At 71.8% G+C, this 25,269-nt stretch carries 21 protein-coding genes; 5 read left to right on the top strand and 16 right to left on the bottom strand.

All coding sequences use genetic code 11. From position 1 onward, the window contains the following. Positions 1-5: 5 nt before the first annotated feature. Positions 6-800, bottom strand: coding sequence for a methyltransferase domain-containing protein (locus ABS735_RS07880; protein ID WP_373902151.1), 795 nt, complete (start codon positions 798-800; stop codon positions 6-8). 68 nt (positions 801-868) lie between these two features. Beyond that, a complete protein-coding gene (locus ABS735_RS07875) occupies positions 869-1,501 on the bottom strand; it encodes a nucleoside/nucleotide kinase family protein (protein WP_373902150.1) in 633 nt (210 codons plus the stop codon). A 202-nt stretch (positions 1,502-1,703) separates the two neighbouring features. On the opposite strand from ABS735_RS07875, the gene ABS735_RS07870 reads away from it, so the two are divergent. Next, a complete protein-coding gene (locus ABS735_RS07870) occupies positions 1,704-2,183 on the top strand; it encodes an anthrone oxygenase family protein (RefSeq protein ID WP_373902149.1) in 480 nt (159 codons plus the stop codon). Between the two features lie 155 nt (positions 2,184-2,338). Here ABS735_RS07870 and ABS735_RS07865 read toward each other — a convergent pair whose 3' ends face one another. The 3 genes from ABS735_RS07865 to ABS735_RS07855 all read right to left on the bottom strand — a co-directional run bounded on the left by ABS735_RS07865 (position 2,339) and on the right by ABS735_RS07855 (position 4,387). Then, positions 2,339-3,145, bottom strand: coding sequence for an SAM-dependent methyltransferase (locus tag ABS735_RS07865; RefSeq protein ID WP_373902148.1), 807 nt, complete (start codon positions 3,143-3,145; stop codon positions 2,339-2,341). Positions 3,146-3,250: 105 nt separating this feature from the next. Further along, a complete protein-coding gene (locus tag ABS735_RS07860; protein ID WP_102929095.1) occupies positions 3,251-3,526 on the bottom strand; it encodes a DUF397 domain-containing protein in 276 nt (91 codons plus the stop codon). Beyond that, positions 3,527-4,387 carry a helix-turn-helix domain-containing protein gene (locus ABS735_RS07855; protein ID WP_373902147.1) on the bottom strand — a complete coding sequence of 287 codons (861 nt, stop codon included), beginning with the start codon at positions 4,385-4,387 and terminating at the stop codon, positions 3,527-3,529. 267 nt (positions 4,388-4,654) lie between these two features. Here ABS735_RS07855 and ABS735_RS07850 point away from each other — a divergent pair, with 267 nt between their 5' ends. Next, positions 4,655-5,302, top strand: coding sequence for an ATP-binding protein (locus ABS735_RS07850; RefSeq protein WP_373902146.1), 648 nt, complete (start codon positions 4,655-4,657; stop codon positions 5,300-5,302). Beyond that, complete coding sequence (locus tag ABS735_RS07845) at positions 5,293-5,733, top strand: hypothetical protein (protein WP_373902145.1); 441 nt, start codon at positions 5,293-5,295, stop codon at positions 5,731-5,733. The genes ABS735_RS07850 and ABS735_RS07845 overlap by 10 nt, the downstream gene beginning before the upstream one ends. Positions 5,734-5,785: 52 nt before the next feature. Here ABS735_RS07845 and ABS735_RS07840 read toward each other — a convergent pair whose 3' ends face one another. The 10 genes from ABS735_RS07840 to ABS735_RS07795 form a co-directional block, all read right to left on the bottom strand. Then, positions 5,786-5,971: a hypothetical protein gene (locus tag ABS735_RS07840; protein WP_087809936.1), complete on the bottom strand. Its 186-nt coding sequence runs from the start codon at positions 5,969-5,971 to the stop codon at positions 5,786-5,788. Between the two features lie 155 nt (positions 5,972-6,126). Then, entirely contained in the window at positions 6,127-6,816 is a 690-nt protein-coding gene (locus ABS735_RS07835; protein ID WP_373902144.1) for a DUF899 domain-containing protein, read from the bottom strand. Positions 6,817-6,963: 147 nt separating this feature from the next. Continuing rightward, complete coding sequence (locus ABS735_RS07830) at positions 6,964-8,325, bottom strand: amidohydrolase (RefSeq protein WP_373902143.1); 1,362 nt, start codon at positions 8,323-8,325, stop codon at positions 6,964-6,966. Next, a complete protein-coding gene (locus tag ABS735_RS07825; RefSeq protein ID WP_373902142.1) occupies positions 8,325-10,190 on the bottom strand; it encodes an FUSC family protein in 1,866 nt (621 codons plus the stop codon). Before ABS735_RS07825 ends, ABS735_RS07830 begins: the two co-directional genes overlap by 1 nt. Positions 10,191-10,355: 165 nt before the next feature. Beyond that, the gene (locus ABS735_RS07820) at positions 10,356-12,623 is read right to left on the bottom strand and encodes a UvrD-helicase domain-containing protein (RefSeq protein WP_373902141.1); all 2,268 of its coding nucleotides are present in this window, start codon (positions 12,621-12,623) and stop codon (positions 10,356-10,358) included. Beyond that, positions 12,620-19,342, bottom strand: a complete 6,723-nt coding sequence (locus ABS735_RS07815; RefSeq protein ID WP_373902140.1) for a DEAD/DEAH box helicase — start codon at positions 19,340-19,342, stop codon at positions 12,620-12,622. The genes ABS735_RS07820 and ABS735_RS07815 overlap by 4 nt, the downstream gene beginning before the upstream one ends. A gap of 90 nt (positions 19,343-19,432) precedes the next feature. Continuing rightward, entirely contained in the window at positions 19,433-20,296 is an 864-nt protein-coding gene (locus tag ABS735_RS07810) for a hypothetical protein (RefSeq protein ID WP_373902139.1), read from the bottom strand. 115 nt (positions 20,297-20,411) lie between these two features. Further along, entirely contained in the window at positions 20,412-21,599 is a 1,188-nt protein-coding gene (locus tag ABS735_RS07805; RefSeq protein ID WP_373902138.1) for an AAA family ATPase, read from the bottom strand. After that, the gene (locus ABS735_RS07800) at positions 21,592-22,791 is read right to left on the bottom strand and encodes a DUF262 domain-containing protein (RefSeq protein ID WP_373902137.1); all 1,200 of its coding nucleotides are present in this window, start codon (positions 22,789-22,791) and stop codon (positions 21,592-21,594) included. Before ABS735_RS07800 ends, ABS735_RS07805 begins: the two co-directional genes overlap by 8 nt. 110 nt (positions 22,792-22,901) lie before the next feature. Next, positions 22,902-23,618: a TetR/AcrR family transcriptional regulator gene (locus tag ABS735_RS07795; protein ID WP_373902136.1), complete on the bottom strand. Its 717-nt coding sequence runs from the start codon at positions 23,616-23,618 to the stop codon at positions 22,902-22,904. A gap of 214 nt (positions 23,619-23,832) precedes the next feature. Here ABS735_RS07795 and ABS735_RS07790 point away from each other — a divergent pair, with 214 nt between their 5' ends. Next, positions 23,833-24,354, top strand: coding sequence for a DUF6232 family protein (locus ABS735_RS07790; protein WP_373902135.1), 522 nt, complete (start codon positions 23,833-23,835; stop codon positions 24,352-24,354). Continuing rightward, the gene (locus ABS735_RS07785) at positions 24,351-24,701 is read left to right on the top strand and encodes a DUF5955 family protein (protein ID WP_373902134.1); all 351 of its coding nucleotides are present in this window, start codon (positions 24,351-24,353) and stop codon (positions 24,699-24,701) included. Before ABS735_RS07790 ends, ABS735_RS07785 begins: the two co-directional genes overlap by 4 nt. Positions 24,702-24,710: 9 nt before the next feature. On the opposite strand, the gene ABS735_RS07780 is transcribed toward ABS735_RS07785, so the two are convergent. Then, complete coding sequence (locus ABS735_RS07780) at positions 24,711-25,178, bottom strand: ATP-binding protein (protein ID WP_373902133.1); 468 nt, start codon at positions 25,176-25,178, stop codon at positions 24,711-24,713. Positions 25,179-25,269 lie beyond the last annotated feature (91 nt).

Below are 25,269 nucleotides of genomic sequence, written 5' to 3'. Positions count from 1 at the left end.
CCCAGTCACCCCTTGCGGCCCCACGCCGAGATCATCGGCGCCGTCGCGAGGTCCATGCCGCCGGACGCGACGTTCGCGAGGTGGCGGTCGATGTCGTCGTGGGAGGCCACCCCGGCGGAGACCAGTTGGTCGCGGATCTGTCGTACGGTCGCGGACTCCAGGGCGGCGCACGCGGGCGAGGTGACCGGGAAGTAGGCGTCGGCCTCCACCCGGCGCAGGCCCGCCTCCCGCAGCAGCCGGGGCAGCCGGCGGCCGTAGGACAGGTCGGCGCCCCGCTGGGAGAGCAGTTGGCGGAAGCCGTGCCGGAGCCTGTTCGCCAACTGCTGCTCGGGGCCGTGCTCGTCGGGGCAGAGCAGCGGCTGGAGCGCCGGGTCGGCGTCCTCGACCAGGAGGCGGCCACCCGGCCGCAAGGCCTTGATCATGGACCGCAACGCCCGCTCCCGGTCGGGGACATGGACGAGTACGAGCCGTGCGTGCACGAGGTCGAAGCCGTCCCCGGGCGGTTCCTCCGCGCCGACGTCGTGCACCCGTACCTCGACCGGCGGGCGGCCGGCCGGGGCGACCCGTGAGGTGTCGATGTCCGTCGCGAGGACCCTGCCGGTCGGTCCCACCCGCTTGGCCAGCCACGACACCACGGAGGTGCCGCCGGCCCCGACCTCCCAGCAGCGCCACCCGGGACCGACGCCGAGCGCCTGGAGGTGCCGGAACGTGGTGGGGTCGAAGAGCGTGGCGAAGGCGTCGAAGCGCTCCGCAGCCTCGGACTGCCCGTTGTCGAGGAGGTATCCGTCGGTTCGCGTCATGCTGCGATCATCCCAGTTGTCCCGCTTGCCCGAAGGGGGCGACGCTCCGGCGGCGGAGGCCCTCCGGATCAGCCGTTCCAAGCGGGATGGCGTGGATCGTCGGCGCGCACCAGGACGTCGGCGCTGCCGGACGGGTCGGTCTCCTCGTCGTAGCGCTCGAAGGCGGGCAGGGTCCAGTGCTCGGACTCGGGGGTGCGGCGGCGCAGGGCCCCGGGGCTGAGGACGAGATGGACGCTCAGGTCCAGGGGGAACCAGTGGCGCAGCAGAAAGGGACCGTGGAGCAGCAGCGCTCCGCCGGGAGGGAGCCGGGCGTAGGGGCTGCGGGTGGCGCGGTCGGTGACCGGGTCCCACAGGTCGGGCAGGACCCGCCCGTCGCCGCCGGGCCCGAGGGGGTCGAAGACCTCGCGCCACAGGGCGCCGGTGTCGTACCAGCCGTTGTAGTAGGACTCGACGTCCTGGTGCCCGTATTCCAGTCGGAGCGAGGCGGGCCGCAGGAAACCGTCCGTTCCCACGACGAGGGAGGGGCGGCCGCGGACGCGCAGCGCCTCACCGACCCGGTCGGCGAGGTCGCCGGTGCGGGCGGCCGGGGCGCCGTCGAGGGCGACGCGCGTCCAGGCACTGCCGTCGGTGGGCTCCAGGTCGAGCACTCGCTCGGCGAGCCGGTCGCCGAGCCGGTCCCAGGTGATCGCTTCCAGTCGCACCCGCCCATGATGCGTCACTTGACGCGTCGCCTGTCGCGGCGGTCGCCGCCCCGATCCCCTGGACGCTCGCGCATGGGCCCGCGGCGCTCGGCCATGGTCATCGCGCCGGTGCGGAGGTTGACTTGGGGTGATCGACGGCCGGCGGCGCCGGACGGGCGGCCACCGGGCCGGCAGCTGCTCGACGGGTGGGAGTGGACAGGACATGATCGACGGACCGTACTTCGTGCTGACGGTGCTGGGCGTGCTCGGGACCGGTGTGACGGCCGGTGTCTTCTGCGCCTTCTCCACCTTCGTGATGCGGGGGCTCGCCGCGCTGCCGCCCGGGCAGGGCGTCGCGGCGATGAACGCGATCAACACGGCCGCGGTACGGCCGGCCTTCATGTCCGTGTTCCTCGGGACGGCGGTGCTGGCCGCGGTGATCGCCGTGGTGACGTTCGTGCTGTGGCCGGAGGGTGCGGCGGTGGAGTTGCTGCTCGGCAGTGCGCTGTACCTGGTGGGGTCGTTCGGGGTCACGGCGGCCGCCAACGTGCCGCGCAACGCCGCGCTGCTCCGGCTGGAGCCGGGCTCCGCGGAGGCGGCCGGACGCTGGCCCGGCTACGTGCGCGAGTGGACCGCCTGGAACCACGTCCGGGCGGGTGCCTCGGCCGCCGCGGCGGTGGCGTACGTGCTGGCCCTGGCCTGAGCCGGGCGGCGTACGTGCCGGCCCCCGCCCGAGCCGGGCGGCGTACGTGCCGGCCCCCGCCCGAGCCGGGCGGCGTACGTGCCGGCCCCCGCCCGAGCCGGGCGAGGCGGGGACCGCGCCGCCCCGTCACTCCGCGCTCGGCCACCGCACGCGGATCACGGCTTGCGGGCCACCGCCCCGTACCCAGGGATGACGCCGTCCTCCTGGCCGGCGACCGGGTCGCCCAGTTCGGGGTGCCACAGGTGCGGCACCTCGACGCCGGGTTCGACCAGGTCGAGGCCGGTGAAGAAGCGGGTGAACTCCTCGCGCGAGCGCAGGGCCAGGGTGACTCCGGCGGCCCGGAGCTTCTCGGTGGCCGCCCGCGACTCCTCGGGCGTGAAGTCGGCCGTCGCATGGGTCATCACCAGGTGACTGCCGGAGGGCAGCGCGTCCAGCAGCCGGCGGACCAGGTCGTGTGCCCCGTCCTCGTCGGAGACGAAGTGCAGCAGCGCGACCAGGGACAGCGCGACGGGCCGGTCGAAGTCCAGGATCTTCCTGGCGCCCTCCAGGACGGCGTCCGGATCGCGGACGTCGGCCTGGAGATACTCGGTCTCGCCCTCGGGCGTGCCGCGCAGCAGGGCCGCCGCGTGGGCCAGCACGATGGGGTCGTTGTCGCAGTAGACGACGCGGGCGTCGGGCGCGACCTCCTGGGCGACCTGATGCAGGTTGGGCTCGGTCGGGATGCCGGTGCCGACGTCCAGGAACTGCCGTATGCCGTGGCCCGCCAGCCATCGGGTGGCCCGGTGCATGAAGGCGCGGTTGACCCGCGCCATCACCGGCACCCTCGGGTCGAGGGTGAGCATCTGCCGGCCCATCGCCTCGTCGACCGGGTAGTTGTCCTTTCCGCCGAGATACCAGTCGTACATCCGCGCGGGATGCGGCTTGCTCGTGTCGATCTCGGCGGCGCGGTGCTGCCCGGTCATGACGCACTCCCAGATGTTGAGTTCTCGTCGCGATGGGTGATCAACTCAGTGCCAAACAGCTTAAAAACAACAATCAGCAGGGCGCAGGATTCAAGACAGCAGGATTCAGGACAGCAGGAAGTCCGCCTCTCCCGCCTTCGCGCCCTCGATGAAGGCCGTCATCTCGGCCGAGGTGTAGATCAGCGCCGGCCCGTCCGGGTCGGTGGACTGACGTACCGCGATCCGGCCGTCGGCGAGCTTCATCGCCTCCAGGCAGTTGCCTCCGTTGCCGCCGCTCCACGGCTTGTGCCAGCCTTCACTGCCCAGTTCACGGGCGGGCATGCCGTTGTAGATCCGCTCACCGCGGGTCAGTGGCGGGCGCTGGGGTTTGATGCGGTTCATTCACAGCTCCTTGCGGAGATCCCGGAGGATCTCCTTCGTGCGATGTGCCGTGGCGGCCTGCGCCGCCATGCGGTCCATGACCTCGAGGTGGGTCGCCACCTCGGCGCGCGCGTCGAGGTAGACGGCGCCGGTCAGGTACTCGCTGTAGACCATGTCCGGGAGTTCCGGCATGGCGAATCGGAACAGCACGAAGGGCCCGTACGTGCCGGGGTGCGGCCCGTTTGCGAACGGGGCGACCTGCAGCGTCACGTTGGGCAGCTTCGCGGCCTCGAGCAGCCGGTCGATCTGGGCACGCATCACCTCTGGCCCCCCGACGGGGCGGCGCAGCGCGGTTTCGTCCATCACGACCCAGAGCCGGGGTGCGTCCTTGCGGGTGAGCAGTTCCTGGCGCTGCATGCGCAGGTCGACGTGGCGCTCGATGTCGTCCGGCCGGGTCTGTCCGATGGCGCCCGAGCGCAGCACCCCGCGCGCGTAGTCCTCGGTCTGCAGCACTCCGGGGACGAAGTGGGGCTCGTAGGCGCGGATCAGGGAGGCCGCGCCCTCGAGGCTGACGTACAGCGAGAACCAGCCCGGCAGGATGTCGTGGAAACGCTGCCACCACCCCGGCTTGTTGGCGTCCTCGGCCAGCTGGACGAAGGCGTCGGCCTCCTCGTCGCCGACGCCGTAGGCCTTCAGCAGGAGCTGGAGGTACGGGATCTTGAGGGCGACCTCGGCCATCTCCATGCGGCGCACCGTGGCGGGGGCGACGCGCAGGATACGGGCGGCTTCCTCGCGCTTGAGGCCGGCACGTTCCCGCAGGTCCAGCAGGCGCCGGCCGAGTACGACCTGGCCGACCGTCGGCGCGGACCGCGGCTCGCTCACCGCCCACCTCCTGAAGAGTCCGAAAGAGTCCTTGCGTCCCTGTTCCGTTGTACGGACAGCCTCGGCGACCCCCGGCGTGTCCTGGTGCGGACAGCCCGGCGGCGCCATTCGAAGGTTCGTTCGAAAGCCCGGGAGGCCTTTCGAACGGCCTGAAGTGGCGCCGCTCGACGTGCTGTTGCGAGCAGTGTGCCACGGCCGTCCAGAACGTCACACAGCACTCTGCATTTTTCAGAGTGACACTTGCCAAGTGTTCACGGCGGGGCGATAGTGGCAAGCGTGATTCCGTCCGCGCCCTTAGGAACAGACGCCACCGTGGGCTCCCTGGGCCTCGGTGCCGCCATGGGAGCCGGCTCCTCGGGAGCCGCCGCCGAGCGCCGGTTCCGTTTCGAGCTGGCCGCCCATCCGGGCTCTCCCTCACAGGCCAGACGCCTGACACGGGCCCGGCTGAGCGGCTGGTCGGTGTGCGAGGACACCTGCGACACCGCGGCCCTGGTGGTCTCCGAACTGGTGACCAACGCGATCGTGCACACGGCGAGCAGACACATAGTGTGCGAGCTGCACGACGCCGACGACCTGGTCCGCATAGCCGTGCGCGACGAGGGCTGCGCCCCCGGCCAGCCCCACCCCTCGGTCGATCAGCAGCCCGAGGACGAGCACGGCAGGGGCCTGATCCTCGTCGACGCCCTGTGCGACGCCTGGGGCGCCCACGAGCACGGCCCCGGACTGCTGGTCTGGGCCGAGCTGCCGCGCAAGGCCGACGGACCGCTCGACCCCTCGGAGCCCCGCAACGACCTGGGCTGGGGGGCCCGGCCGAAGCCCGGCCCGGCGGACGACACGGGGGACGAGGGCGAGGCGGAGTCCTGCCGCCGGGAGAGCCGAGAGACACGCCGCGGAACGGGGACCGAATGGCTATGAGGGCTGCGTCCGGCATCCGACCGCTCGGCCTGGACACGATGGTCCGCCTCCAGCGCGGACGAAGCACTGCCGGGACACCCGTGAGGCTGCCCGTGCCGGACGGCATGACGGCACCCCTGGGCTGCGACGCGGTGGCGGTACCCGCCCTCCTCGCCCAGCAGGTGCTGCCCCGGTTGCCACGCGTGGGGTGCGTCTACGCCGATGAGACGCACTGGTGGTGGATCGTTCCGTCCGACTCCGACTACGCCCTGGAGTGGCCGGCGCCCGCGCGCTACGCCACCGGTGCGGTGGTACCCGGGGCCGCGGGCCTGCCCGGCCTCCTGCACCGCTCGGACGGCACGGTTCCCTACACGCCGCCCATCCCGCTGTACCTGGCCCTGTGCCGGCTGACGAACACGACGCCCACCTGGTCGCGGACGGTGAGCGCGTAGGCGCTGTGAGCGCATGGGCGCTGTGAGCGCGTAGGCGCTGGGCGGCGGCGCGTCAGGCCGCCGCGTCACCCGCGGCGTCGCCGCGGCGCACGACGACCAGGAACATGTCCGTGGCGAGGTCCATGACGACCTCGGCGGGCAGGCCTTCCAGACGCCGCGCCTGTGCGAACTCCTCCGCCGGCCAGGATCCTCGCGGTCCGCCGGCGGGAAAGCGTTCGAGCACCGTTCGCCCGTTCACTCCGCACCTCCATGTAGCGCTGTACTCGTAGAGTTAAACGCCAACCATGGAGCGAACGCCTCGCGCGGTGATGGTACTGAGACATAGTTGACACCCGTTCACCGCAAAGTGTGATCCACGCGTCGGCCGTTCGGCCGTTCTCGCTACGGAGCGTCTCAGTCCTCGTACTCGTCGTGGTAACGGACTCCCCCGCTGCCCGCAGGCGCACCGAGAGCCGACGCGCGCCCCTCGGGTTTCTCCCACGGCTCACGCCGGCCGAGCGCGGTCAGGTCGAGCAGGCTGGTGGTCGAGCCGAGCCCGTCCAGGCCGCGCTCGTACGTGGAGTAGGTGTGGAAGACCCGTTCGCGGTCCCGCAGGAAGCAGCTGAGCCCCGGCCGCTCCACCGGCTCGCCCTCGTGCTCGAGGGTCACCTCGAAGTCGGTGTTGAAGTCGCTGACGTAGGACGAGTACCAGGGCAGTGTCCATCCCATCCGCGCCTTGAACGGCAGGATCCTCGGATACGGCGCCCGGGAGACGGCCGCGAACGACGTACCGCGGGCCCTGAGGTGCGCGAGGTGCCCGATCTGGTCCAGGAACGCCGAGCAGCTGCGGCAGCCGGCTTCCCACTCGGGCGCGAACATGAAGTGGTAGACGACGAGCTGCTCCCGGCCCTCGAAGAGGTCGAGCAGGGTGGCCTTGCCGTCGCCGCCCTCGAACACGTACTCCTTGTCGACCTCCACCATGGGCAGCCCGCGCCGCTCGGCGTTGAGGGCGTCACGCGCGCGGGTGGCCGCCTTCTCCTTGGCCAGTAAGGCCTCGCGCGCCGCGCGCCAGTCCGCGCGGGTGACGATCTCGGGCAGCGACATGGCTCCAGCCTCCTGTGCGACGTGCGTCGTGCTTCGGTCCGACGGCCGGTCCGAAGCGTTCGGGCCGTCCGAGTGGTGACCGAAGGGCGGGGCGGAACTCATCGCTGCCCGGCAAGATTCTTTTCAAGGCGTCCCTGAACAGGCCTTTCAGGTGTCGTACTCCTGGATGCGCTGCCCGTGCCCCCGGTCGGTCAGGGCGGGCAGCCGCTCCCCCAGCTCCCGGACCACCTCGGGCACGTCCACGGTGAGCAGCTCGCGGTCGCGCATGAGGACACGCCCGTCGACGATCGTCGTGCGCACGTCGGCGGAGCGCGCGCTGTGCACCAGGGTGGCGGCGAGGTCGTGCACGGGCTGGGTGTGCGGGCCGGTGAGGTCGACGAGGATCAGATCGGCCCGCCGCCCCGGCGCGATACGGCCGACGGCGCCCCCGAGCCCGACCGCCTCGGCGCTCTGCACGGTGGCGTGGTGGAGCGCCTGGCGGGAGGTCAGCCAGCGCGGGTCGCCCTCGGTGGACTTCTGGATCAGGGACGTGAGCGCCATCGACTCCCACACGTCGAGGGAGTTGTTGGAGGCGGCGCCGTCGGTGGCGAGCCCCACGGCGACGCCGATGCCGCGCAGGGCGCGCACCGGTGTGGTGCCGGGCCAGGCGAACTTGAGGTAGCCGCGGGGCGCGGTCGCCACCGCCGTACGGCCGCCCGCGCGCGCGAGGAGCGGCAGGTCGCCCTCGGTGATGCCGGTGCCGTGGGCGATGAGCACGTCGGTGTCGAGGATGCCGGTGCGTTCCAGGACCTCGATCGGGGTGACCCCGTGCCGGGCCAGGCTGGTGTCGGTCTGGTCGCGGTTCTCGGCGGCGTGGAGGTGCACGGGCAGGCCGTGTTCGCGGGCGAGTTCCGCGGTGGCGGTGAGGTCGGCGTCGGTCACCGTGTAGGGGGCGTGCGGGGCGAGGGCGGTGGTGATCCGGCCGCCGGCGGAGTCACGGCGCCGCAGGGCGAACTCCAGTGACGCCTCCAGACCTTCGGGCCCCTGCGAGGAGAAGTACGCCTGTCCCAACTGCGCCCGCATCCCGCACTGGGTGACGACCGCGGCCACGGCGTCCATGTGGAAGTAGCTGTCCGCGAAGGTCGTGACCCCCGCGCGGATCATCTCGGCGCAGGCCAGCCGGGCGCCCAGGATCACGTCCCGCACCGTGAGGTTGGACTCGACGGGCCAGACGACGTCGTTGAACCACTCCTCGGTGGGCAGGTCCTCGGCCACGCCGCGCAGAGCGACCATGGACGCGTGCGTGTGGCAGTTGATCAGCCCGGGGAGGGCGACCTGACCGCGTGCGTCGATGCGGTCGGCGGCGGGCACCGCGGCCCCGGCGGCGGCGGTGGTCACGGAGTCGACGATTCCGTCGCGTACGACGACGGCCGCGTCCTGCTCGAAGCCGACCCGTTCGCGGTCGTCGTGCACGAGGACGGTGCAGCCGGTGATGACCAGATCGGCGGGCCCGGGGGAGGAAGGCGTCATCACGCCAACGTACGGTGCCTGCCCACGCGCCCGCGCCGCTCGGCGAGTTCGTCCCGCAGGGCGGCGAGCCGCTCGGTGTGGCGGGGTGTGAGCCGCCCCGTGTCGTCGAGGTGCACGGCGCACGCGGTGGTGGTGTCGACGAGCCGTTCGAGGACCGCGGCGACCTCGTCGGTGCCCTCGGAGTGCCGGGCGAGGGCGGGCAGTTCGGCGGCGGCGCGGGCGATGGCGGCGCGGGCCTCGGCGAGCGTGCGGTAGGCCTCCCGGCGCAGCGTCCACCGGGTGGCGCGGTCGTCGGACTCGCTCAGTACGTGCGTGAGGTAGGCGTGCGCGGCGGCGTCGGCGGTGTCGACGCCCGCCCGGATGCCGGCGCCCCGCCGGCCCGGCATCGGCAGGTGGCCGACCACCAGCACGATCGCGCAGGCGAGCAGCGTCTCCCCGATACGGCCCACGGAGGCCGGCGGCTCGCCGCCGACCATGACCAGGGCGAGGACGAGGACGGTGACGACGGTGGTCTGGGCGGCGAAGTGCCTCGTGGCGACCGGCACCAGTGCTCCGCAGACGGCGACGAGGACGACGAGCCCCTCCGGACGGGGCAGTACGACCGAGAACCCCGCGAACAGCAGCGCCCCGAGCACGGTCCCGGCCGCCCGGCACAGCACCCGGGACGCGAGCGGGCCGAGATCGGGCTTGACGAGGAAGACGGCGGTGGCGGGCAGCCAGTACCAGTGCTGGTGGGAGCCGTACCAGTGACCGTGGTGCAGTGCCTGGGCGACGGCGGCACTGGTCCCGAAGCACAGCCCGGCCCGCAGCCCGTACTCCCGCCCGCCGGCGCCGAGCACGGCACGCGCCAGGGAACGGGGCGACCGCCTGCGGGTGTGCAGGTCCAGGCCCCTGCCCCGGTCGAAGGCCTCCGCCGCGTGCAGCAGGGCGTCGTCCAGGGCACGCAGGGCGGGGTCGGTCCGGCTGGGCGCGGGCAGCGGCCCGGCGTGGGTGTTGGCGCGGACGGCGGCCGCGAGCCGCCGGGGCCCTTCGGCGGCCCGCGCGGGCACGGCCTGCTCCGCCCAGGCGAGTGCGGTCGCGGCCTCGCCGAGGGGCAGCGCGGCGGCGTACTGGGCGTGCAGCCGGCGTTCGGCCGCGGTCGAGGCCCGGCGTCGCAGCCGGGGCCCGGCGAGCGCGTCCTGCGCGTGGTCGAGCGCTGCGGTGAGCGCGGCCCGCCGGGCCACGGCGTCCCCCGTACCAACCGCGTCGAGCAGCGCGGCGACGGCCTCGTACACGTCGGCGACGGCCGCCCGTTCCCCGTCGAAGCGGAAGCCGAGGCGGAGGTCACCGGTGAGGGAAGTCGGCGTCGGCAGGAGCAGCCGCAGCAGGAGCAGCCATCCGGCTCCGGCGAGGAAGGCGAGCATGCTCTGCCACCCGGGGACGGGCAACGGCATCCCGGCGCCCACGGCGCTGCCGACCAGCAACTGCGTCCCGGTCGCCGACGCCACCGGCCCCACGGCACTGACGCCCCCGGCGACCAGCCCCAGCCCGGTCAGCACCAGGGTGAGCGCCACGGCCCCCAGGTGCAGCCCGGCGTACGTCCCGACGAGCAGTCCGACCACCCCCGCCAGCGCGGGTACGCCGATCCGCCGCACGGAGGTACGGCGGCTGCCCGGCCGGTCGTTGATGCCGGCCAGCATGGCGGCGATCGCGGCGACGACCCCGAGGGGGGCCCGCCCCGCGACCAGGGCCACGATCAGCAACGGCCCGCCGGCCAGCGCGCCCCGGACCACCGCGTTCCACGGCACGGGGCCGCGCTGGGCGTTCAGGGCGTGACCGAGCCAGGGCGGCAGCGGGCGGGAGGCGCGGCGGGCGGTGTGGGACACGGGGTGCGGGGCTCCTGTCGTCCGGTCGAGGGCGGTGGCGAGCCTTCGGGCGACGGTGGCCGGGCTGGGGTATGCGGCGTCAACGATAAGGGAGCTCGTGGGCGGATGGGGAACGCGTGTATTGCGCGGATGTGACGATCGCCTGTTCTCCCCGCTCCGGCCAGGTCAGAGGCTGCCGCCGTGCGCCGCTCTCAAGGGCTTCAGGAACCGGCTCGGTTCTCCGTTCCAGGAGATGGCGAGGGCGTCCCGCGCGCGGGTCGCCGCGACGAACAGCAGCGAGCGGGCGCGTTGCAGTTCACGACGGTGACGCAGCGCGTCGGTGTGTTCCCAGGCGTCGACGGAGGTCCGTGGTACCAGCCCCTCCGCCACCCCGGCGATGATCATGCACCGGTATTCGAGGCCCTTGAAGCGGTACATCGTGCCCACGTTCACGCCCTCGTCACCGCGCGGGCCGTCCCGGGTGATCTCCGTGGCGACGATCCCCCTGCGGCCGAGCCGCTGGATGACGTCGGCGACCATCTGGTTGGTGGGGACGCAGACGGCCACGGATTCCCGGGGGACGTCGCTCCACGCCTTCAGCTGTTCGACGACGAGGTCCAGCTCCTCGTCCCAGCTGTCGGCGGCGCGCAGCGTGGGGCGGAGCCCGTGGAGTACGGACCGGTACCCGCCGAGGGTGTCCTGGTCGCCGTCGAGGTCGTCGTAGTCGACTCCGTCGAGGACCCCCATCGCGGAACGGAGGATCTCCCAGGTGGTCCGGTAGCTGAGTGTGAGCCGTGCGGACCGGCCGCGGATGTTGATGCCGAGGCTGCCGAGGGTGACCTGGTGGTCGTAGATCCGCTGGTGGGTGTCTCCGACGAGGAAGATGTCGTCGGGGCCCGCCGGGACCATGGCGCGCAGCATCTTCCAGTGGGCGGCGCTGAGGTCCTGAGCCTCGTCGACCACGACGTGCCGGTAGCGGTAGCGCAGGAAGGCACCGCTTCCGGACTCGATGTGGATGTTGCCGAGTCCGCCCTGTTCGTCCTTCTGGTGCTGCCGCTGGTCGATCTTCCGCTTGCGGTCGATCTCCATCCGGGCCGCGCGCTCGGCCACCTGCCGGTGGGTCTCCAGGCCCTTGAGTTCCAGCCGCTGCGTGAAGCGTTCGGCGAGCTGCCAGATCTCGGCCCGCTCGGCGCGCGTGATGCTGCGTCCGCGGCCGGCTCGGCGCACCTTGAAGTAGTCGGACCGGGAGTGGACCGCTTGGCCCAGGATGACCTGGTTCCACTCGTCGCTCAGGAACTCCGCGTCCCACCGGTTCTCGCCCGCCTCGACCAGCAGCCGGCGCCATTCGGTCAGGGCCTGGGAGTCCTCGATGCGCCGCTTGGTGTTTCCCGGATCGGACTCCCGCACGACACGGGTCGCGAGCTGGTCGACGTGCACGATGTCGACCCGGGCGACGGTGTCCGGCCCGCCGAGCGACAGCAGGCGTGCCCGGAGGTCGGCGGCGAGGTTCTTGTTGAACGTGGTGAACAGCACCGGCTTGCTGTGGCCGGGGCCGAGCCGGTCCACGAGGTGCTTGACGCGGTGCAGCGCCACGATCGTCTTGCCGGTCCCGGGGCCGCCGCTCACGCGGGCCGGACCCGAGTAGGTCCGGCGGACCAGCTTCTCCTGGGTGGGGTGCAGGAAGACCTTCCAGCGGCCGAAGTCGCCTTCCTCGATGATGCTCTGCAGCGTCTCGTCGTCGGTGATGACCACCGCCTGGGAGCGGCCCGCTGCCGCCTGCCAGTCGTCGGTGTCGAGCTCTTCGGTCTTCTCGACGGCGACCGGCTCGGTGACCTGTTCTCTGACGGCCTCGTACGAGAATCCGTCCCGCAGCCGCAGCAGCACCTCGCCGGTGTGCCTGGGCGCGTACTCGGCGAGGCCGAGCAGTTCGTCGTCGGTGGTGAGCTTGAGGACGATGGGGATGAGCGGCTCGGCGACACCGAGTTCGGCGAGCTGCTCTGCGCTGTACCGTGCGAACAGCGGCTCCTCGGTCGGCTGCCCCGGACCCGCGGTCGTCTCCGGCTCGGGTGCCGGCGCCCGGCGCAGCATGTCTTCCTCGACGACCTGGAGGTCGACGTAGTCGATGGCGCCGGTGATCTGGTTGATGCCGTAGGTGAGCCGGTCCAGGTTCTGATGGACGTGGCTGCGGTGCTTGACCGAGACGAGCAGCCAGTCGCCTGCGCCGAGGTGCAGCAACAGGGCCCGGTACTCGCGGTTGACCCGGGCGGACCAGAGGCGTCCGTCGCCCTTCAGGGGCTTGAGGTCGAATCCGCCGCCGTTCGGGTTCTTCCGGAAGTCGTGCTGGAACTTGTAGACCGCCCCGACGATCGCCCGGTCCAGCTTGACGATCTCCTTGTCGGCCTTGTCGAGCAGGCGCAGGGTGGCGCCGGCGCTCGGCCCGGCGGGGCTGGTCATCCGTGGTGCTCCTCGTCTTCGTGCGTCACGCCGTCACCGCTGAGCAGTGCGGCCAGTTCTTCCGTGTCCCATTCCAGAGGCGTGCGGACCTGCCATCCGGCGTCGGCGTACGCCTTGTCGCGGTTGTGCGCGTCCGTGTCCGGTGTGCCGTCGGCGTGCTCCTCGGGCGCGAGTACGACGCCGATACGGGAGGCCGGCCAGGCCAGTTCGGCCGGCCAGGCCGCGTCGCCCAGTTCGTAGCCCGCTTCGGGGACGGGGGCGCCGAGGTCAGCGAGGGCCGTGGCGAGATCGGCCAGGCCGGGCTCGTCCACCAGGTACGCGAGGATCTCGTCCCAGGCCGGGTCCCGGACCGGGCCCCCGGCCGCGTCGCCGGGGCGGGGCGCCGCGGGCACGGCCGGCTCGGTGTCCGCGGCCACGCGCCGCTGGGAGGTCAGCCACCCTGCTCCGCCGATGACGGCCAGTTCGGCCACGTCGAACCCGGACAGCAGTGCGGTCGTCAGCTGGACTCCGTCGCCCTCCGCCTCGTTGAGGAACTGCAGCAGGTTCGTCCAGTACAGCCACGCCTGCCAGCGGCGCCGGTGGGCGGGCTCGTCGGCGCTGATCACGGTGGGGGCGTCGGGGAGGACGGTCACCGCCGACCAGACGGCGCCCGACTGTCCCTTCCGCAGATCGAGGACGATCGTCAGCGGGCAGCCGCTGCCGTCCTTCGTCCCCATCACCTGGACGGCACCCTTTCCTCCGGCCAGCGGCTGCCCGGCCAGCGCCTCACCGATGCGGTCCGCGATGCCCGGGCCGTCGGCCAGCGCGCGGCTGGTGGCGGACACCGTGGCGAATCCGGCGAGGGCGGACTGGGTGCGAGCCCGCCACAGCTCCGGTTCCGGCCGCGTCAGGTAGCCGATGAGGGTGTCGACGGGGTTGGCCCATACGAAGCGCGGCAGGTCGCGGGTGTCGCCGGCGTGCAGCCGCCGGTGGATGTCGAGCGCGGTCTTCTGCGCGGTGTTCTGGTACGGCACCCACACGGGATCGGACACCGGCGGGCGCCGTCCGGTCCACGCCTCGACGTCCTCCCACGTCAGCTGGAAGACCTGCCAGCCCAGGGCGCGCAGCCGTGCGCGCTTGCCCGCGTCGTCGGCCAGGCGGTTGCACTCCGGACTAGCGTGGTAGCGGTATCCGTCGAGGTAGACGGCGACCCGCAGCCCGTCCGCGTCGAGCCTGCGGAAGACCACGTCGGGGCGGGTGAAGCCGAGGTCGGTCTGCGTCTCCATCTGCCAGCGGGTGACGGAGCCGTCGGGTGCGGTCAGGCGCAGTTCGGTGCTGCGCTCCCCGTCCGGGGTGAGGGCCGTGCGGACGCTGGCCTCGTCGACGTCGTCGCGGCCCGCCCAGTCCAGCAGGCCCTGCCGGAACAGCGCTTCGAGTTCGCTCTCGACCTGTGGGCCGATGGCGATGTCCCCGGTGGTGGTGACGGGCTTGGCGTCCCAGCCGGCGCCGTCGGCACCGAACAGTTCGCCCAGCATGTCGAGGGCGTGTTCGCGCGAGACGTCCTCGTACTCGCCGTCGGCGACGTGCCGCAGCAGACAGCGGTGGCAGGCGGGGCGTCCCTCCTCCACGCAGACGCACGTCTCGATGATCTCCCGGGCGCGGGCGAGGACGTTCCGCAGCCCGTCCGGGCCGGCGAGCCGTTGCAGATAGCCGGTGCCGCGCGGCAGCGTGTCGTAGAGGACGAGGAAGTGCCGGCGCACGTCCCGGTCACCGCTGTCCGCGTCGGGCATGGAGTCGGTGACGACGGCCAGGTGGTCGGGGTCGCCGCCGTAGCTCCTGGCGATGCCCGCGAGCAGGGCGGCTTTGAAGGAGACGAGCCGTTCCTGGGTGTGGGCGGTGACGGCGGGGATGAGGATGCGCAGTGCCTCGGTCTCCAGGACGTGGGCGAGGAGCACCTTCACACCGGACTGCCCGGCCGCCGAGTCGCCGGGGGACATGCGCGCCTTGGGGCACCAGGGCCGGTGGTACTGGCTGCTCTTCACCGGTACCGCTGCTTCCGCGACCCAGAACTTCATGGCGGTGACGGGCCCGCCGTCCGGGTCGGCCTGCCCGCAGGACTCGCACACCCAGAAGGGGTTGAGCCGTACGCGCCGGCCCGCGAAGGCGTCGTCCGCCACGGCGTCCACGCGTGAGGCGCCCACGTTGACGTGCCGGACGGTGGCCTGCCGGGTGAACTCCCAGCCGAAGGTGGCCCGGGGATGGCGCCAGGCTTCGACGACGCTGTCCTGCGGGATGTCCACGGCGGGTACGACGGTGTAGTGCCGTCTCTCGCGCTCGTCGGTGTCGTCGCGCACCCGGGCGTCGTCGCGCTGGTCCCGTGACTGGACGCGGTGGGGCACCAGCACCTTGTGCAGGCAGCCGACGTCGCCGATGGCGGCGGAGCGGCAGCGCGGACAGGCGGAGGAGTCCTGTTCGGCACGGTGGGTGCGGACGTGACCGCAGTCCGGGCAGACCCGCCACCAGGCCCAGGCGGGCCGGCCGGGGCTGCCGATGTCGAGGCCGCTGATGTGGTGTTTGTACCCCTGGACGTAGTAGTGGTTGCCCGGGGCGTAGTCCTCCAGGGCGAAGCGCGCGGACCGCTCGTACTTGAGCACCTTGCTGTGGTGCTCGTGCCCGCCGTCGGCCGTCTCCTCCCGCCAGGTGAGGGTGGCCTCCAGTTCGGTGGTGGAGTCGACGAGGCTGTAGTTGGGCAGCAGGCCGAAATCGACGAGAGCCCCGTGGGCGGTGCCGCGGCTGATCTCACCGGCGCGCCGGGCGACGGCCCTGCGCTCGGCCCGCAGTTCGCGCCCTTGCCGCTCGTGCTCGGGGTCGCCCGCGACGAGCCGCCCGATGGCGTCGTCGATGGCATCGATCCGGTGCTTCAGCTCGCTCCGTCGGCTGTCCCACTCGCGGCTCGCCGCCGCGAGCCCGTCACGGACGCCCCCGGTGGCGAACTTCCGTAGCGCGTCGGCTGCTTCCGGGCTGACGCCGGTGCCCCGGCTCTCGTCGTACGGCGGGAAGAGCCGGAGGAAGCTTTCGACCAGCTGCGCGCCGTTCGCCAACGCGGCGGCCTCGAAGTCGGACAGCCAGCCGGCCGGCCCGAACAGGGCGGTGGCCAGGCGGGGCAGGGGGTGGGCGGGCGTGCCGTCCGGCATCGGCAGCCGTCCGGCGCCCGCGAGGTCCAGCAGGTGGGCCAGGTACTGGCGGCGGAGGATCTCCCCGGCGGACAGGAAGCAGCCGGGCGGCTGGATGTCGCCCGCGATCATCTGCAGCGGGTCTTCCAGGTAGTACCGGTCGCGGGGACCGCGATCGACCATGGTGAGCAGGTAGGCGTTGCCCGTGGTGCGCCCGGCGCGGCCCACGCGCTGTACGTAGTTGGCCGGCCCCTTGGGCAGCGAGGCGAGGACGACGGCGGAGAGGTCGCCGATGTCGATGCCCAGTTCGAGGGTCGGGGTGCAGGACAGGACCTGCGGGTTGGCGTAGTGGACGTCGGTGCCGTCCCGGAACGCCTTCTCCACGGCTTCGCGCTTGCGGCGCTCCAGGGTGCCGGTGTGCTCGGCGGTGTTGATGGTGAAGACGCCCGCCTCGCGGTACATCCGCCGGTAGAAGTCGTCGGTGTAGTCGCGGCGCCGCAGGCTTCCCTCGCCCTCGCGCCCGGCGAGCAGGTGGCCCTTGCACCGGTAGCGCGGGCAGGGCTGCCCGTGCCACTGGTGGGCCAGGTCCGGGTGGACCGTCTGCTGCCAAGAGCAGGCGGGGCAGCGCACCCCGGCCTCGGCGACGACCTCGTCGGCGAGCCCCCGGACCTGCACGTGCCCCGGCTGGAGGCCGTAGACGCGGGTGGCTCCGTCCTTGGCGGTACGCACGGAGACGATGCCGGCCTCGGCAAGGGCGGGGAAGAGCCGGGTGAGGAAGTGGTTGGCGGCGTCGGCCTGCCGGAAACCGAGGCTGCGGCGCGTGTAGTCCTGGTACCAGCCCAGTCGCCCGGTGAGGACGTCGAAGTCGTCGCTGCCCTTCTTGGGGCTGCCCAGCACGAAGGCGGGTGCCGATACTTTGGGCGGGAAGGCGGGCATGCCCTCACGGCGGCCGCCCCAGATCGGCCAGCGCCGCACGCCTGCCTGGTCGATCCAGGGGTCGAGCCAGGCGTGCCGGACGGCGCCGCGGATCCGCATCCGTTCCAGCAGCCCGCGCACATACCCGACGAACCGGTCCGGGCCGGGCACGGAGCCGTCGGGCAGGGCGATGTCCCCGGGCGTGGTGTGCAGGAGTTCCCGCACCAGCTCGGCCACGTCGTCGGGTTCGCCGAGCGGTACGTCGGCGGCGACCGTCCTGGTCAGTTCCAGGGTGCGGCCCTGTCTCGACCGCAGACCGAACTCCATGACCGCCGCGAACGCCAGTCGCTGCGCGATGAGCTCCCACGTCCGCTTCGAGCCGTGGCTGCGCCCGCTGAGCAGGGTGTCGACGCCCCGGTGCACGTGCAGGTCGGGTGGGACGACCGCGACCTGCACCTTCCGGCTGTCGACGACCTCCTCGACGATGTCGGCGGCCAGGTCGCTCAGCGTGATCGGGGTGTCCTCGTCGACGCGGCTGGCGAGCAGCGAGCGGAAGGAGAAGGTGTAGGAGCGGCTGGCGACGTATCCGGCTCGGTGGGCGGCGTCCTGGACGGAGTCGTTGAAGAGGAGGGTCTTGTTCTCCTTGAGGTTCTCGTCCAGCTCGCCGCCGGTGAACAGCTGGGTGATGGAGGCGGCGGCGAGCGCGGCGAGGCCCGTACCGAGGAAGCGGATGGCGTTGAAGGTCCGGCAGGCCGGACACTGGTCGGTCTCGGCGGCGCGGTCGCCCGCCAGGTCGACGACGACGAAGGCGGCTCCGCGCAGCGACTTGGCGGCGCCGGGCCCGGCCCCGTCCCGCGGCTGCTCGAAGTCGCCGTCGGGCGAGAGCGGACGCAGCCGCCCGCTGTCCCCGTCGAGCACCATCACGGTGGGGCCGGCGCGCACCGGTTCCTTCACGAAGGCGGCGTCGTACGCCTCGGCCACGGTGGCCGCGATCATGTTCCGCACCCGGCGCTTGTCACGTCCCACGGAGGCCCGGCGGATCTTGACGGCGTTCAGGTCCAGCTCGGCCGCGTCCGACTCCGGGGAGAGCGCGGCCCACCCGGAGCGTCCGCACTCGCGGCAGAACACGGCGGGCAGGAAGACCTCGGCGGGCGAGGGCGCACTGTCGTCGGCGGGCGCTACGGCCTCCTCGACGGCCGTGTCCTTGTCCCCTACGTCCTTCTGCACGAGCCGCCCGCCGGACGCCACCCGCTCGTCGTCCCACCGGAACTCGGCCCGCGCGGGGGTGATGCCGCGCAGGACGCGAGCCACCGACCGCACCCAGTGGTGCATCTCGATCGACAGCAGGGGGCGTCCCGGTTCGTCCGGGTCACGGGCGACGGACAGCAGCGCCACGTACCGGGCGAGCGCCTGGGCCGCGACCGTCGGCTTCTGCTGGGCGGCCATGCCCCAGTGGTAGGCGTACCGCGGCAGGACTTCCATCAACTGGGGCAGGGTGCGCGGGCTGCCGTCGAGGATCTCCAGGACGGCCGCGGTCAGCCGGTGCCGCCGCAGCCGGCCGCCCAGCTCCTCGGGGGAGAGCCCCGACTCACCGGTGAACGCCTGCGCGAGCCGGTCGAGCGCCCCCTTGTCCCGGGTCGGATCGCCGAGGAGTACGACCTCCTGCGGCGCCGGGAACGGCAGGCTGAAGTCGCTCTCCCCCGCGAACTCCTGCACGGTGCGCCGGGACTCCCCGACCACCGACTCGGGCGGGAACGGCACCCCGAAGACCTGCTCGGCGACTTCGAGCATGGACTGCCCGCCCGTTCCGTCGCCGCTCTCCCCGAGGGTCGCCGAGGTGGCCACGGGGCAGACGGGCCCGAGCGGCCGCCCGTCCCGCGCGAGCCCCGTCACGGAGCCGAGCCTGCGCAGCAGCATCGCCACGTCCGTGCCCTGTGCGCCGTCGTAGGTGTGGAACTCGTCGAGGACGACGTACGCCAGCGACGAGTCCTGCCACAGCTTCTGGTCCTCGGGGCGCTGGAGCAGCAGGTCGAGCATCTTGTAGTTGGTGATGAGGATGTCCGGCCGGGTCCGCCGGATCTCGTCCCGCTCCACGGCGACCTTGCGCACGGACTCCTTGAACTCCCGGGACGGCTTGTCACCGATGTACAGCGCGGCCCGCACCCGCTCCAGCCGGGTGTCCTTCTCCAGGTAGCCGTTGATGCGCTGTGCCTGGTCGGTGGCGAGCGCGTTCATCGGGTAGAGGAGGACGGCCTTCACGCCCGTCCGTCCGGCCTCCCGCTCCCGTCGGCAGTGGTCGAGGAGCGGCACCAGGAAGGACTCGGTCTTGCCGGAGCCGGTGCCGGTGGTCACCAGGGTCGGCTCGGCGGGCGAGTGCAGGGTGGAGAGCCGCTCCCAGGCCCGCGCCTGGTGCCGGTACGGCCGGAAGTCGCCGCGCGGCCACCACTGGAGGCACCGCTGCCAGTCCTCGTCCCCGGCGGCACTGAAGGGCGTGCGGATCCGCAGGTACGGCCCCCGGAAGATCCCGTCGGCACTGTCGCCGAGGAACTGCTCCAGCGCCCGCCGCGTCGACTCGTCCGCCAGGGCGTACGTCGTCGACAGGTACTGGCTCAGGCTGGCCCGTACCTGGTCGGCGGCGAGAGTCGGTCGCACGCGCGGTCCCCCTTCTGCGCGAGATCTTGCTTGTGCACCCCAACGTTAAGGGACGGCACCGACAGCGTCCGCCGTCAGGGGCCGTCGGACTCACCGGATCCCGAGCTTGCGTCCGACGTGGGCGATGCGGACGGTGCGGTCCTCCCGGACGAGCCGGAAGTGCAGGCGGCCGGGTTTCGGCGGGAAGTCGGTGTGCAGGTAGAACAGCCGCGACTCACCGTCGAGGTCGGTGAACCGGCACAGCCGCTTGCGCACCTCGAACTCGCCCCGCACGTCGCCGCGCCACCGCGGACGCGGCTGCGTGTCCGGATCCCAGTCGGCGACGGACTCCTCCAGCTCCATCAGCCGTCTGCGCACGACGGCGACGGAGTCGGGCGCCAGGTCCCGCAGGTGGCCTTCGACGTCGGGCAGGAACTGCAGGCTCGGGCAGATCCGGTCCCGCTTCGCCCAGATCTCCGCCCCCGTGCGGGCCGCGGTGTCCCGGGCGGTCTTGATCCAGGGCAGGTGCTCGTCGACGTGCGGCCGGGCCGAGACGTGCCGGATGTCGACGAGGTCGGCCTCCGTGCCACCGCCGTCCTCGCTCTCGTCCTCCTCGACGAGGCGCTCCCGCTCCAGGGTCAGAGTGGTGGCGTCCCAACGGGTGTCCACCGGGAGCGAGATGCCCATTCCTCCGGCCAGGTGGGCGTGGCCGAGGCCGTCGACGAGGACGCCCTGGTGACGGTATTCGGCGTCGTAGCCGTCCACTCCCTCGGGGAGCCCGGCCTTGAACGGCGACTTGCTCCGCAGTTTGAGCAGCAGCGTCCAGGCGGCCTGGTTCTTGGGGTTGCCGATCCACTTGCCGATCGGGTGTCCCCGCGCGATGTGGAGCTGGTTGAGCTTCGCCTCCGTCACCAGCGTCGTGCCCGCCGGGTCCGCGCGGTAGACGGCGGCCGTGGCATGGGCGAACTCGGTCATGGCACGGTCCGCGCGCAACGGCTCACACGTGCTGCGGCACGATTCCTCGTTCAGGAACAGGTGCGGCACGACTCCCCCTGGTTCATGACACGTGACGAATGGTCGTTCGGCGGGCTCAGTCGAGGAGTTGCACGAGCGTGTTCTCCAGCTCGTCGAAGAACCCCATGGGCCACTGGTCGAGCTGGCCGTCCTCGTCGATGTGCGGCGTGATCACTTCGACGCCCGATCCGTCGGCACTGCGGAAGAAGTGCACGACGGCCTGCTCGGGCGTGAGCAGCCCCTGTTTGACGGCCAGCCGCATGCCGTTGAGAACGTGGTCGCTGTGCGTCTCGACGATCAGCTGCGCACCGTGCGCGGCGGCCGAGGCGGCGAGCTGCGCCATCTTGGTCTGTCCCTGCGGGTGCAGGTGCGCCTCCGGGTTCTCCAGGAGGATCAGCCCACCCGGCTGTGCGGTGAGGCAGGCAACGACGATGGGCAGGGCGTACGTCAGGCCGAAGCCGACGTTGGTGGGACGCCGGCGGCGGGTGGCGGTGAGGGCGTCGCCGAAGCCGTAGGAGAGGCGGACGGTGTCGGTGCCCTCGATGGGCGCGGCCTCCAGGTTCACGCCGGGGCACAGCTCGCCCATCCAGGCGGCGACCTGGTCGAGGAGGAGCGGGGACTTCGCACGGGTGTGGCGCAGTGGGCCGTCGGGGACCTCGTCACGGGCGTGGTGACGGAGGAAGTTGACGGTGTGCTCGCCTCGCACCCCGAGGAAGCCGCGGCCGATGGCGACCTGGTGGTCGCGCGGGTGGCGCTCGGCGGGGCTGATCCGGTCGGCGTGCAGATACTGGAACGGGGCTCGGAAGTAGCCGGGCTCCAGCAACGCCGCATGCAGATTCTCCGGCCCCTCCTCCATCGCCGGAGTGAGCACTTCACCCATGGGCAGCAGATTCTGCTCAGGCTCGTAGCTCACGGTGTAGGAGTAGCGGTAAGGACCATTGACCAGCGCCAGCGTGATGAGCGGTTCTTCGCCGGCGAAATCCTCGTGCAGGACGTCCTGTCCTGTACCGAGACTGACGAGCTCACCGTTGAGCAGGAACCCGTCCAAGTTCGTGATCTTGAACTGGAGGCCCTGCTCTTCGTGGACGATGTCCCAGACCTTCGCCGGGTCGGCGGACATGCGCGACTGGTACAAGAGCGCCAGCGACTGCATCACCGTGCTCTTGCCCGACGAGTTCAGCCCCGTCAGCAGGGTGAGCGGGCCGAGAGGGATCTCCGCATGCTGGAACGCCTTGAAGTTGGTCAGCGTCAAACGGTCAATCACCGCTCAGAACCCCCTGGAAAAGCTGCCGCACCACCTTGAACCGCGTCCGTACGTTCTCCTCGTCACTCGTGGCGACGGAGAGTGCGCGCGCGAAGTTCCAGTCCGCGTCGAGCTGGTACGCAAGATCGGCCCGGACCGTGTCACGCGACGTTACCAGCAGCTCACGCTGGTGATCCTCCAGCCCCGCGAGATTGACGGCCACTGCCTCGAACAGGGCCTTGTTCACCGGGGACTTGCGCCGCCGTCCGACCGACTTTCGGAACGCGTGCCGGCCGAAGACCGCGTGCGCGCACTTCATGGCCTCGCGGAATTGCCGGGCCTCTTGCGCCCGCTCCTCGTCGGTGAGGTCGTTGACGCGGTGCATGGCCTCGTTGAGGAACTGGTCGAAGTCCTGCTGCCGGTACTCATCCGGCGGCGACAGCCGGAAGGCCAGGTACCGCAGGATCATCTCCCGGTCGGTCATCCGCTCGTTCGACACACTGAATCCGGTCGCCTCGCCGAAGGCAGGCTCCTCCGCCAGGTCGGCGACGAAGTCGCGGGCGGGTCCGGGGATCATCGCGTGCCGGATCTCCTGGCGGGTCAGCGGAAGACCGGCCGCGTTGACCCGGGAGAACACGTTGAACTTCACGGCCTCGGGTGTGCCCAGGCGGACGAGATGGACGACGAGCCGGGTCTCGCGCAGCCGGATGCGCAGCCGTCCCGGCAGTTCTCCATAGGCTTTGCCGTCCAGTTGTCCCAGGAAGTCCAGCCCCCGCAGGGCGAGCGGTGCCGCCTTGACGAGTTCGGGAGCCATGAAGCGGACGAGTGCCGTCAGCCGCTGGGTGCCGTCGACGACGGACCATGCGTCGTTCTCCTGCTGGGCCATGAAGAAGGACGGCAGCGGGATGCCCAGGAGCATCGACTCGATGAGGCGGCTCTGCTGCGCCTCGCCCCACATGCTGGCGGCCCGGCGCTGGAAGTCCGGCGCCAGGTCGAGCGCGCCCCGGCCGAGCCGGTCCAGCAGTTCCTCGACCGTGACCGGCAGGATGTCGATGCTGACGCTGTCCGGGTCGAAGGGCTCCCCGACCCGGTCCGGCTCGTCGGCGGGCAGCTCCACCTCGACCCCGGTCGGCCTTCCGTTGGCACCGATCTCGACGGGGTTGTCGAAGAGCAGGTCACGCGGGTCGGTGTCGTCGTCCTCCAGGCCTGCCATGTCTCCTCTTCACCTTCGCCGTGCCGCACGAGTCGCTGCTACGGGTACCGTCCTCGGTCACCCTATGGCGAGGGAGTCCGCCACACCGGCAGCCCCGGCACGACCGTCCTCTATCCCTGTCCCGGTGTGCGCGTCAGTCCCAGACGTCCCAGGAGTTCGTCGAGCATCCGGTCGAACAGGGGAAGGCAGTCGTCGAAGGCGGTCGCCAGATGCCCGTAGACCGCCATGCAGGTGAGGCCGTAGATCTGCCGCCAGCAGCTGATCATCACGAAGGTGACGCCCAAGGGCAGCTCGGGGCTGCGCATCAGGCGGCGATAGGCGGCCAGCTGCCGCGCCAGCTCCGGGGCGAGTTCGTCGTCTGCCGGATACTCGAGCCCCTTCTCCTTCAGCACTCGCTCGAACAGGGACGCGTAAAGACCGCCCAGCTCGCGCAGGAACACGGAGTCCATGGCTGCCACGGAGGCGGCCAGACGGGCGTAACCCGCGCCGGTGAGCAGGTCGAACTCCGCGGGATGGGCGACGGACCAGTCGAAGGCGGCGCGGGTCGCGGAGTACAGACAGGCGGCCAGGTCCTCCTGGTCCTCCCGCCGGACGGCCTCGGCGACGACGGCGACGAACTCGGCGGTCACGTCCTCGTAGACGGCGAGCGCGAGGCCCTTCTTCCCGTCGAAGTACCGGTAGAGCGCCGGCGGCGTGACCCCGACGGCCCTCGCCACCGCCGACAGGCTGAGACCGCCGATCCCGTGCGAGGCCGTCAGCTTCCGCGCCTCGACCTTCGCCTCGCGCTCCAGTTCGGCGCGCAGACGTTCACGCCGCTTTCCCGTCAACTCTCCACCGCCGATTGGCTCTTGGGATGTACTACCGGCTTGCCTTCCACCCATCGTAGGTGGTTAATGGTCTTCACTTAATTTCACCCCATCACGTGATCCCGGAGGACGGATGACGACCACCCCACCACCCGAGCGTCCCCAACACGCACCCCCGCCTGTGGACCTCCCCCCGCCCCCTTCGGCTCCGCCGCCGGTCGGGTTGGCCACGTCGGTGGAACTGCGCATCAGCAAGCGGCTGCTGTGGATCGGGACCGCCGCCTATCCGCTGCACAACATCGCGCGGGTCTACACCTTCACGCTGCACCCGCGACGCAAGGAAGCGGTGATGCGGTTCCTGAAGCGCTCGGGAATGATCGTGGCCGTGGCCATGCTCGTCACTCTCCCCGCCATCGCCGGCGCCGCGCTGTCCGGTGACGGCACCTTCCTGGCCCTGATCTGGTTCGTGGCGGTGGGCCTGTGGATCTTCTGCCTGGTCGACATGATCATCGTCCTGAGTGCCCCCTCCCACTACGTGCTCGCCGTCGAGACCAACGGCGCGTCCACCGGGGTCGTGACCAGCCGGCACCCGCACTACCTGAACCAGCTCGTCGGTCAGATCTCGCACGCGATCGACCACCCGGACACCGAGCTCCAGGTGACGGTCGAGAGCATCAGCTTCTCGCCGAGTCACTACTACTTCGGCGACAACGTGAACATGTACGGCGGCAGCGGAAACGTGGGGATGGCGGCATGAGCGGGAACAGCTACTACTACGGCGACAACGTGAACATGCACGGCACACACAACAGCACCGGCATGATCAAGCAACAGGCGGGCGGAGCCGAGCAGCTGCCGCCCGCCGTGGTGGCGGCCATCGGTGAGCTCCACCGCATGATCGAGGAGTTGCGCACCCGGCTCGACGGGCCCGACGCGGAGCTCATCGAGGAGTCGCTGCCCGCCCTCGACGCCGGCGCCGCCGTCCCGACGCAGGAGCGACGCCGCGCCCTGATGACCGTCGCCGGTGTCGCCGGCACCCTGGGCGCGGTGGGCCAGCCGGTGGCGGAGGCCGTGCGGGCGGTCATCGAGATGCTGGCCGGTTAGCCCGACACGTCAGCTCGGCGTCAGGTCCAGCTCGGCCCGGATCGTCTTGCCGGGGAGGGCAACACCCTGCCCGACCCGGTCGACCACCTCCCAGCGGTCGGCGAGCGCGTCGACCAGCAGCAGGCCCCGGCCGCTCTCGTCGAGCGGCACGGGGCCTCTCCTCTCGCCGCGTGCGGGTGGCCGACGTTCAGCCCGGGTGTCGGAGACCTCGATACGGAGGAGCACGTACGGGGCGTGGTCGAGGCGCAGTTCGAAGTCGCGGCCCCGCACCCGGCCGTGGGTGACGGCGTTGGCGGCCAGCTCCGCCACGATCACCGTTGCCGCGTCGGAGAGTGAGCTGCCGTGCGGGATGCCCCAGACGTGCAACTGGTGGGCGGCGAGGTGCCGGGCGAGGCGGGCGCCGAGCGGGGTGGAGCTGAAGCGCTGGGAGAACACACGCACGGTTACCGCGAGTTCGTGGGGCGAGGGTGCTGTCATGGGGCCACAGTGGCGTCGGGCGGGACGGCCTGCCAGGTCAGCGACTCGTACTCTGGGTCAGCGTACGAGTACGGAGAGTGGACAGTGGCGG

The organism is Streptomyces sp. MMCC 100, assembly GCF_041538145.2.
Lineage (GTDB): Bacteria > Actinomycetota > Actinomycetes > Streptomycetales > Streptomycetaceae > Streptomyces.
Note: the sequence above shows the minus strand (reverse complement) of the source record. Positions and strands in the feature narration are given on the sequence as shown.

What these genes read in the sequence shown, in the direction of transcription:
- ABS735_RS07870 (WP_373902149.1), top strand. Translation starts at nt 1,704, where the DNA reads ATGATCGACGGACCGTACTTCGTGCTGACGGTGCTGGGCGTGCTCGGG.
- ABS735_RS07860 (WP_102929095.1), bottom strand. Translation starts at nt 3,526, where the DNA reads ATGAACCGCATCAAACCCCAGCGCCCGCCACTGACCCGCGGTGAGCGG.
- ABS735_RS07835 (WP_373902144.1), bottom strand. Translation starts at nt 6,816, where the DNA reads ATGTCGCTGCCCGAGATCGTCACCCGCGCGGACTGGCGCGCGGCGCGC.
- ABS735_RS07830 (WP_373902143.1), bottom strand. Translation starts at nt 8,325, where the DNA reads ATGACGCCTTCCTCCCCCGGGCCCGCCGATCTGGTCATCACCGGCTGC.
- ABS735_RS07785 (WP_373902134.1), top strand. Translation starts at nt 24,351, where the DNA reads ATGAGCGGGAACAGCTACTACTACGGCGACAACGTGAACATGCACGGC.
- ABS735_RS07865 (WP_373902148.1), bottom strand. Translation starts at nt 3,145, where the DNA reads ATGACCGGGCAGCACCGCGCCGCCGAGATCGACACGAGCAAGCCGCAT.
- ABS735_RS07780 (WP_373902133.1), bottom strand. Translation starts at nt 25,178, where the DNA reads ATGACAGCACCCTCGCCCCACGAACTCGCGGTAACCGTGCGTGTGTTC.
- ABS735_RS07800 (WP_373902137.1), bottom strand. Translation starts at nt 22,791, where the DNA reads ATGGCAGGCCTGGAGGACGACGACACCGACCCGCGTGACCTGCTCTTC.
- ABS735_RS07810 (WP_373902139.1), bottom strand. Translation starts at nt 20,296, where the DNA reads ATGACCGAGTTCGCCCATGCCACGGCCGCCGTCTACCGCGCGGACCCG.
- ABS735_RS07880 (WP_373902151.1), bottom strand. Translation starts at nt 800, where the DNA reads ATGACGCGAACCGACGGATACCTCCTCGACAACGGGCAGTCCGAGGCT.
- ABS735_RS07820 (WP_373902141.1), bottom strand. Translation starts at nt 12,623, where the DNA reads ATGACCAGCCCCGCCGGGCCGAGCGCCGGCGCCACCCTGCGCCTGCTC.
- ABS735_RS07845 (WP_373902145.1), top strand. Translation starts at nt 5,293, where the DNA reads ATGGCTATGAGGGCTGCGTCCGGCATCCGACCGCTCGGCCTGGACACG.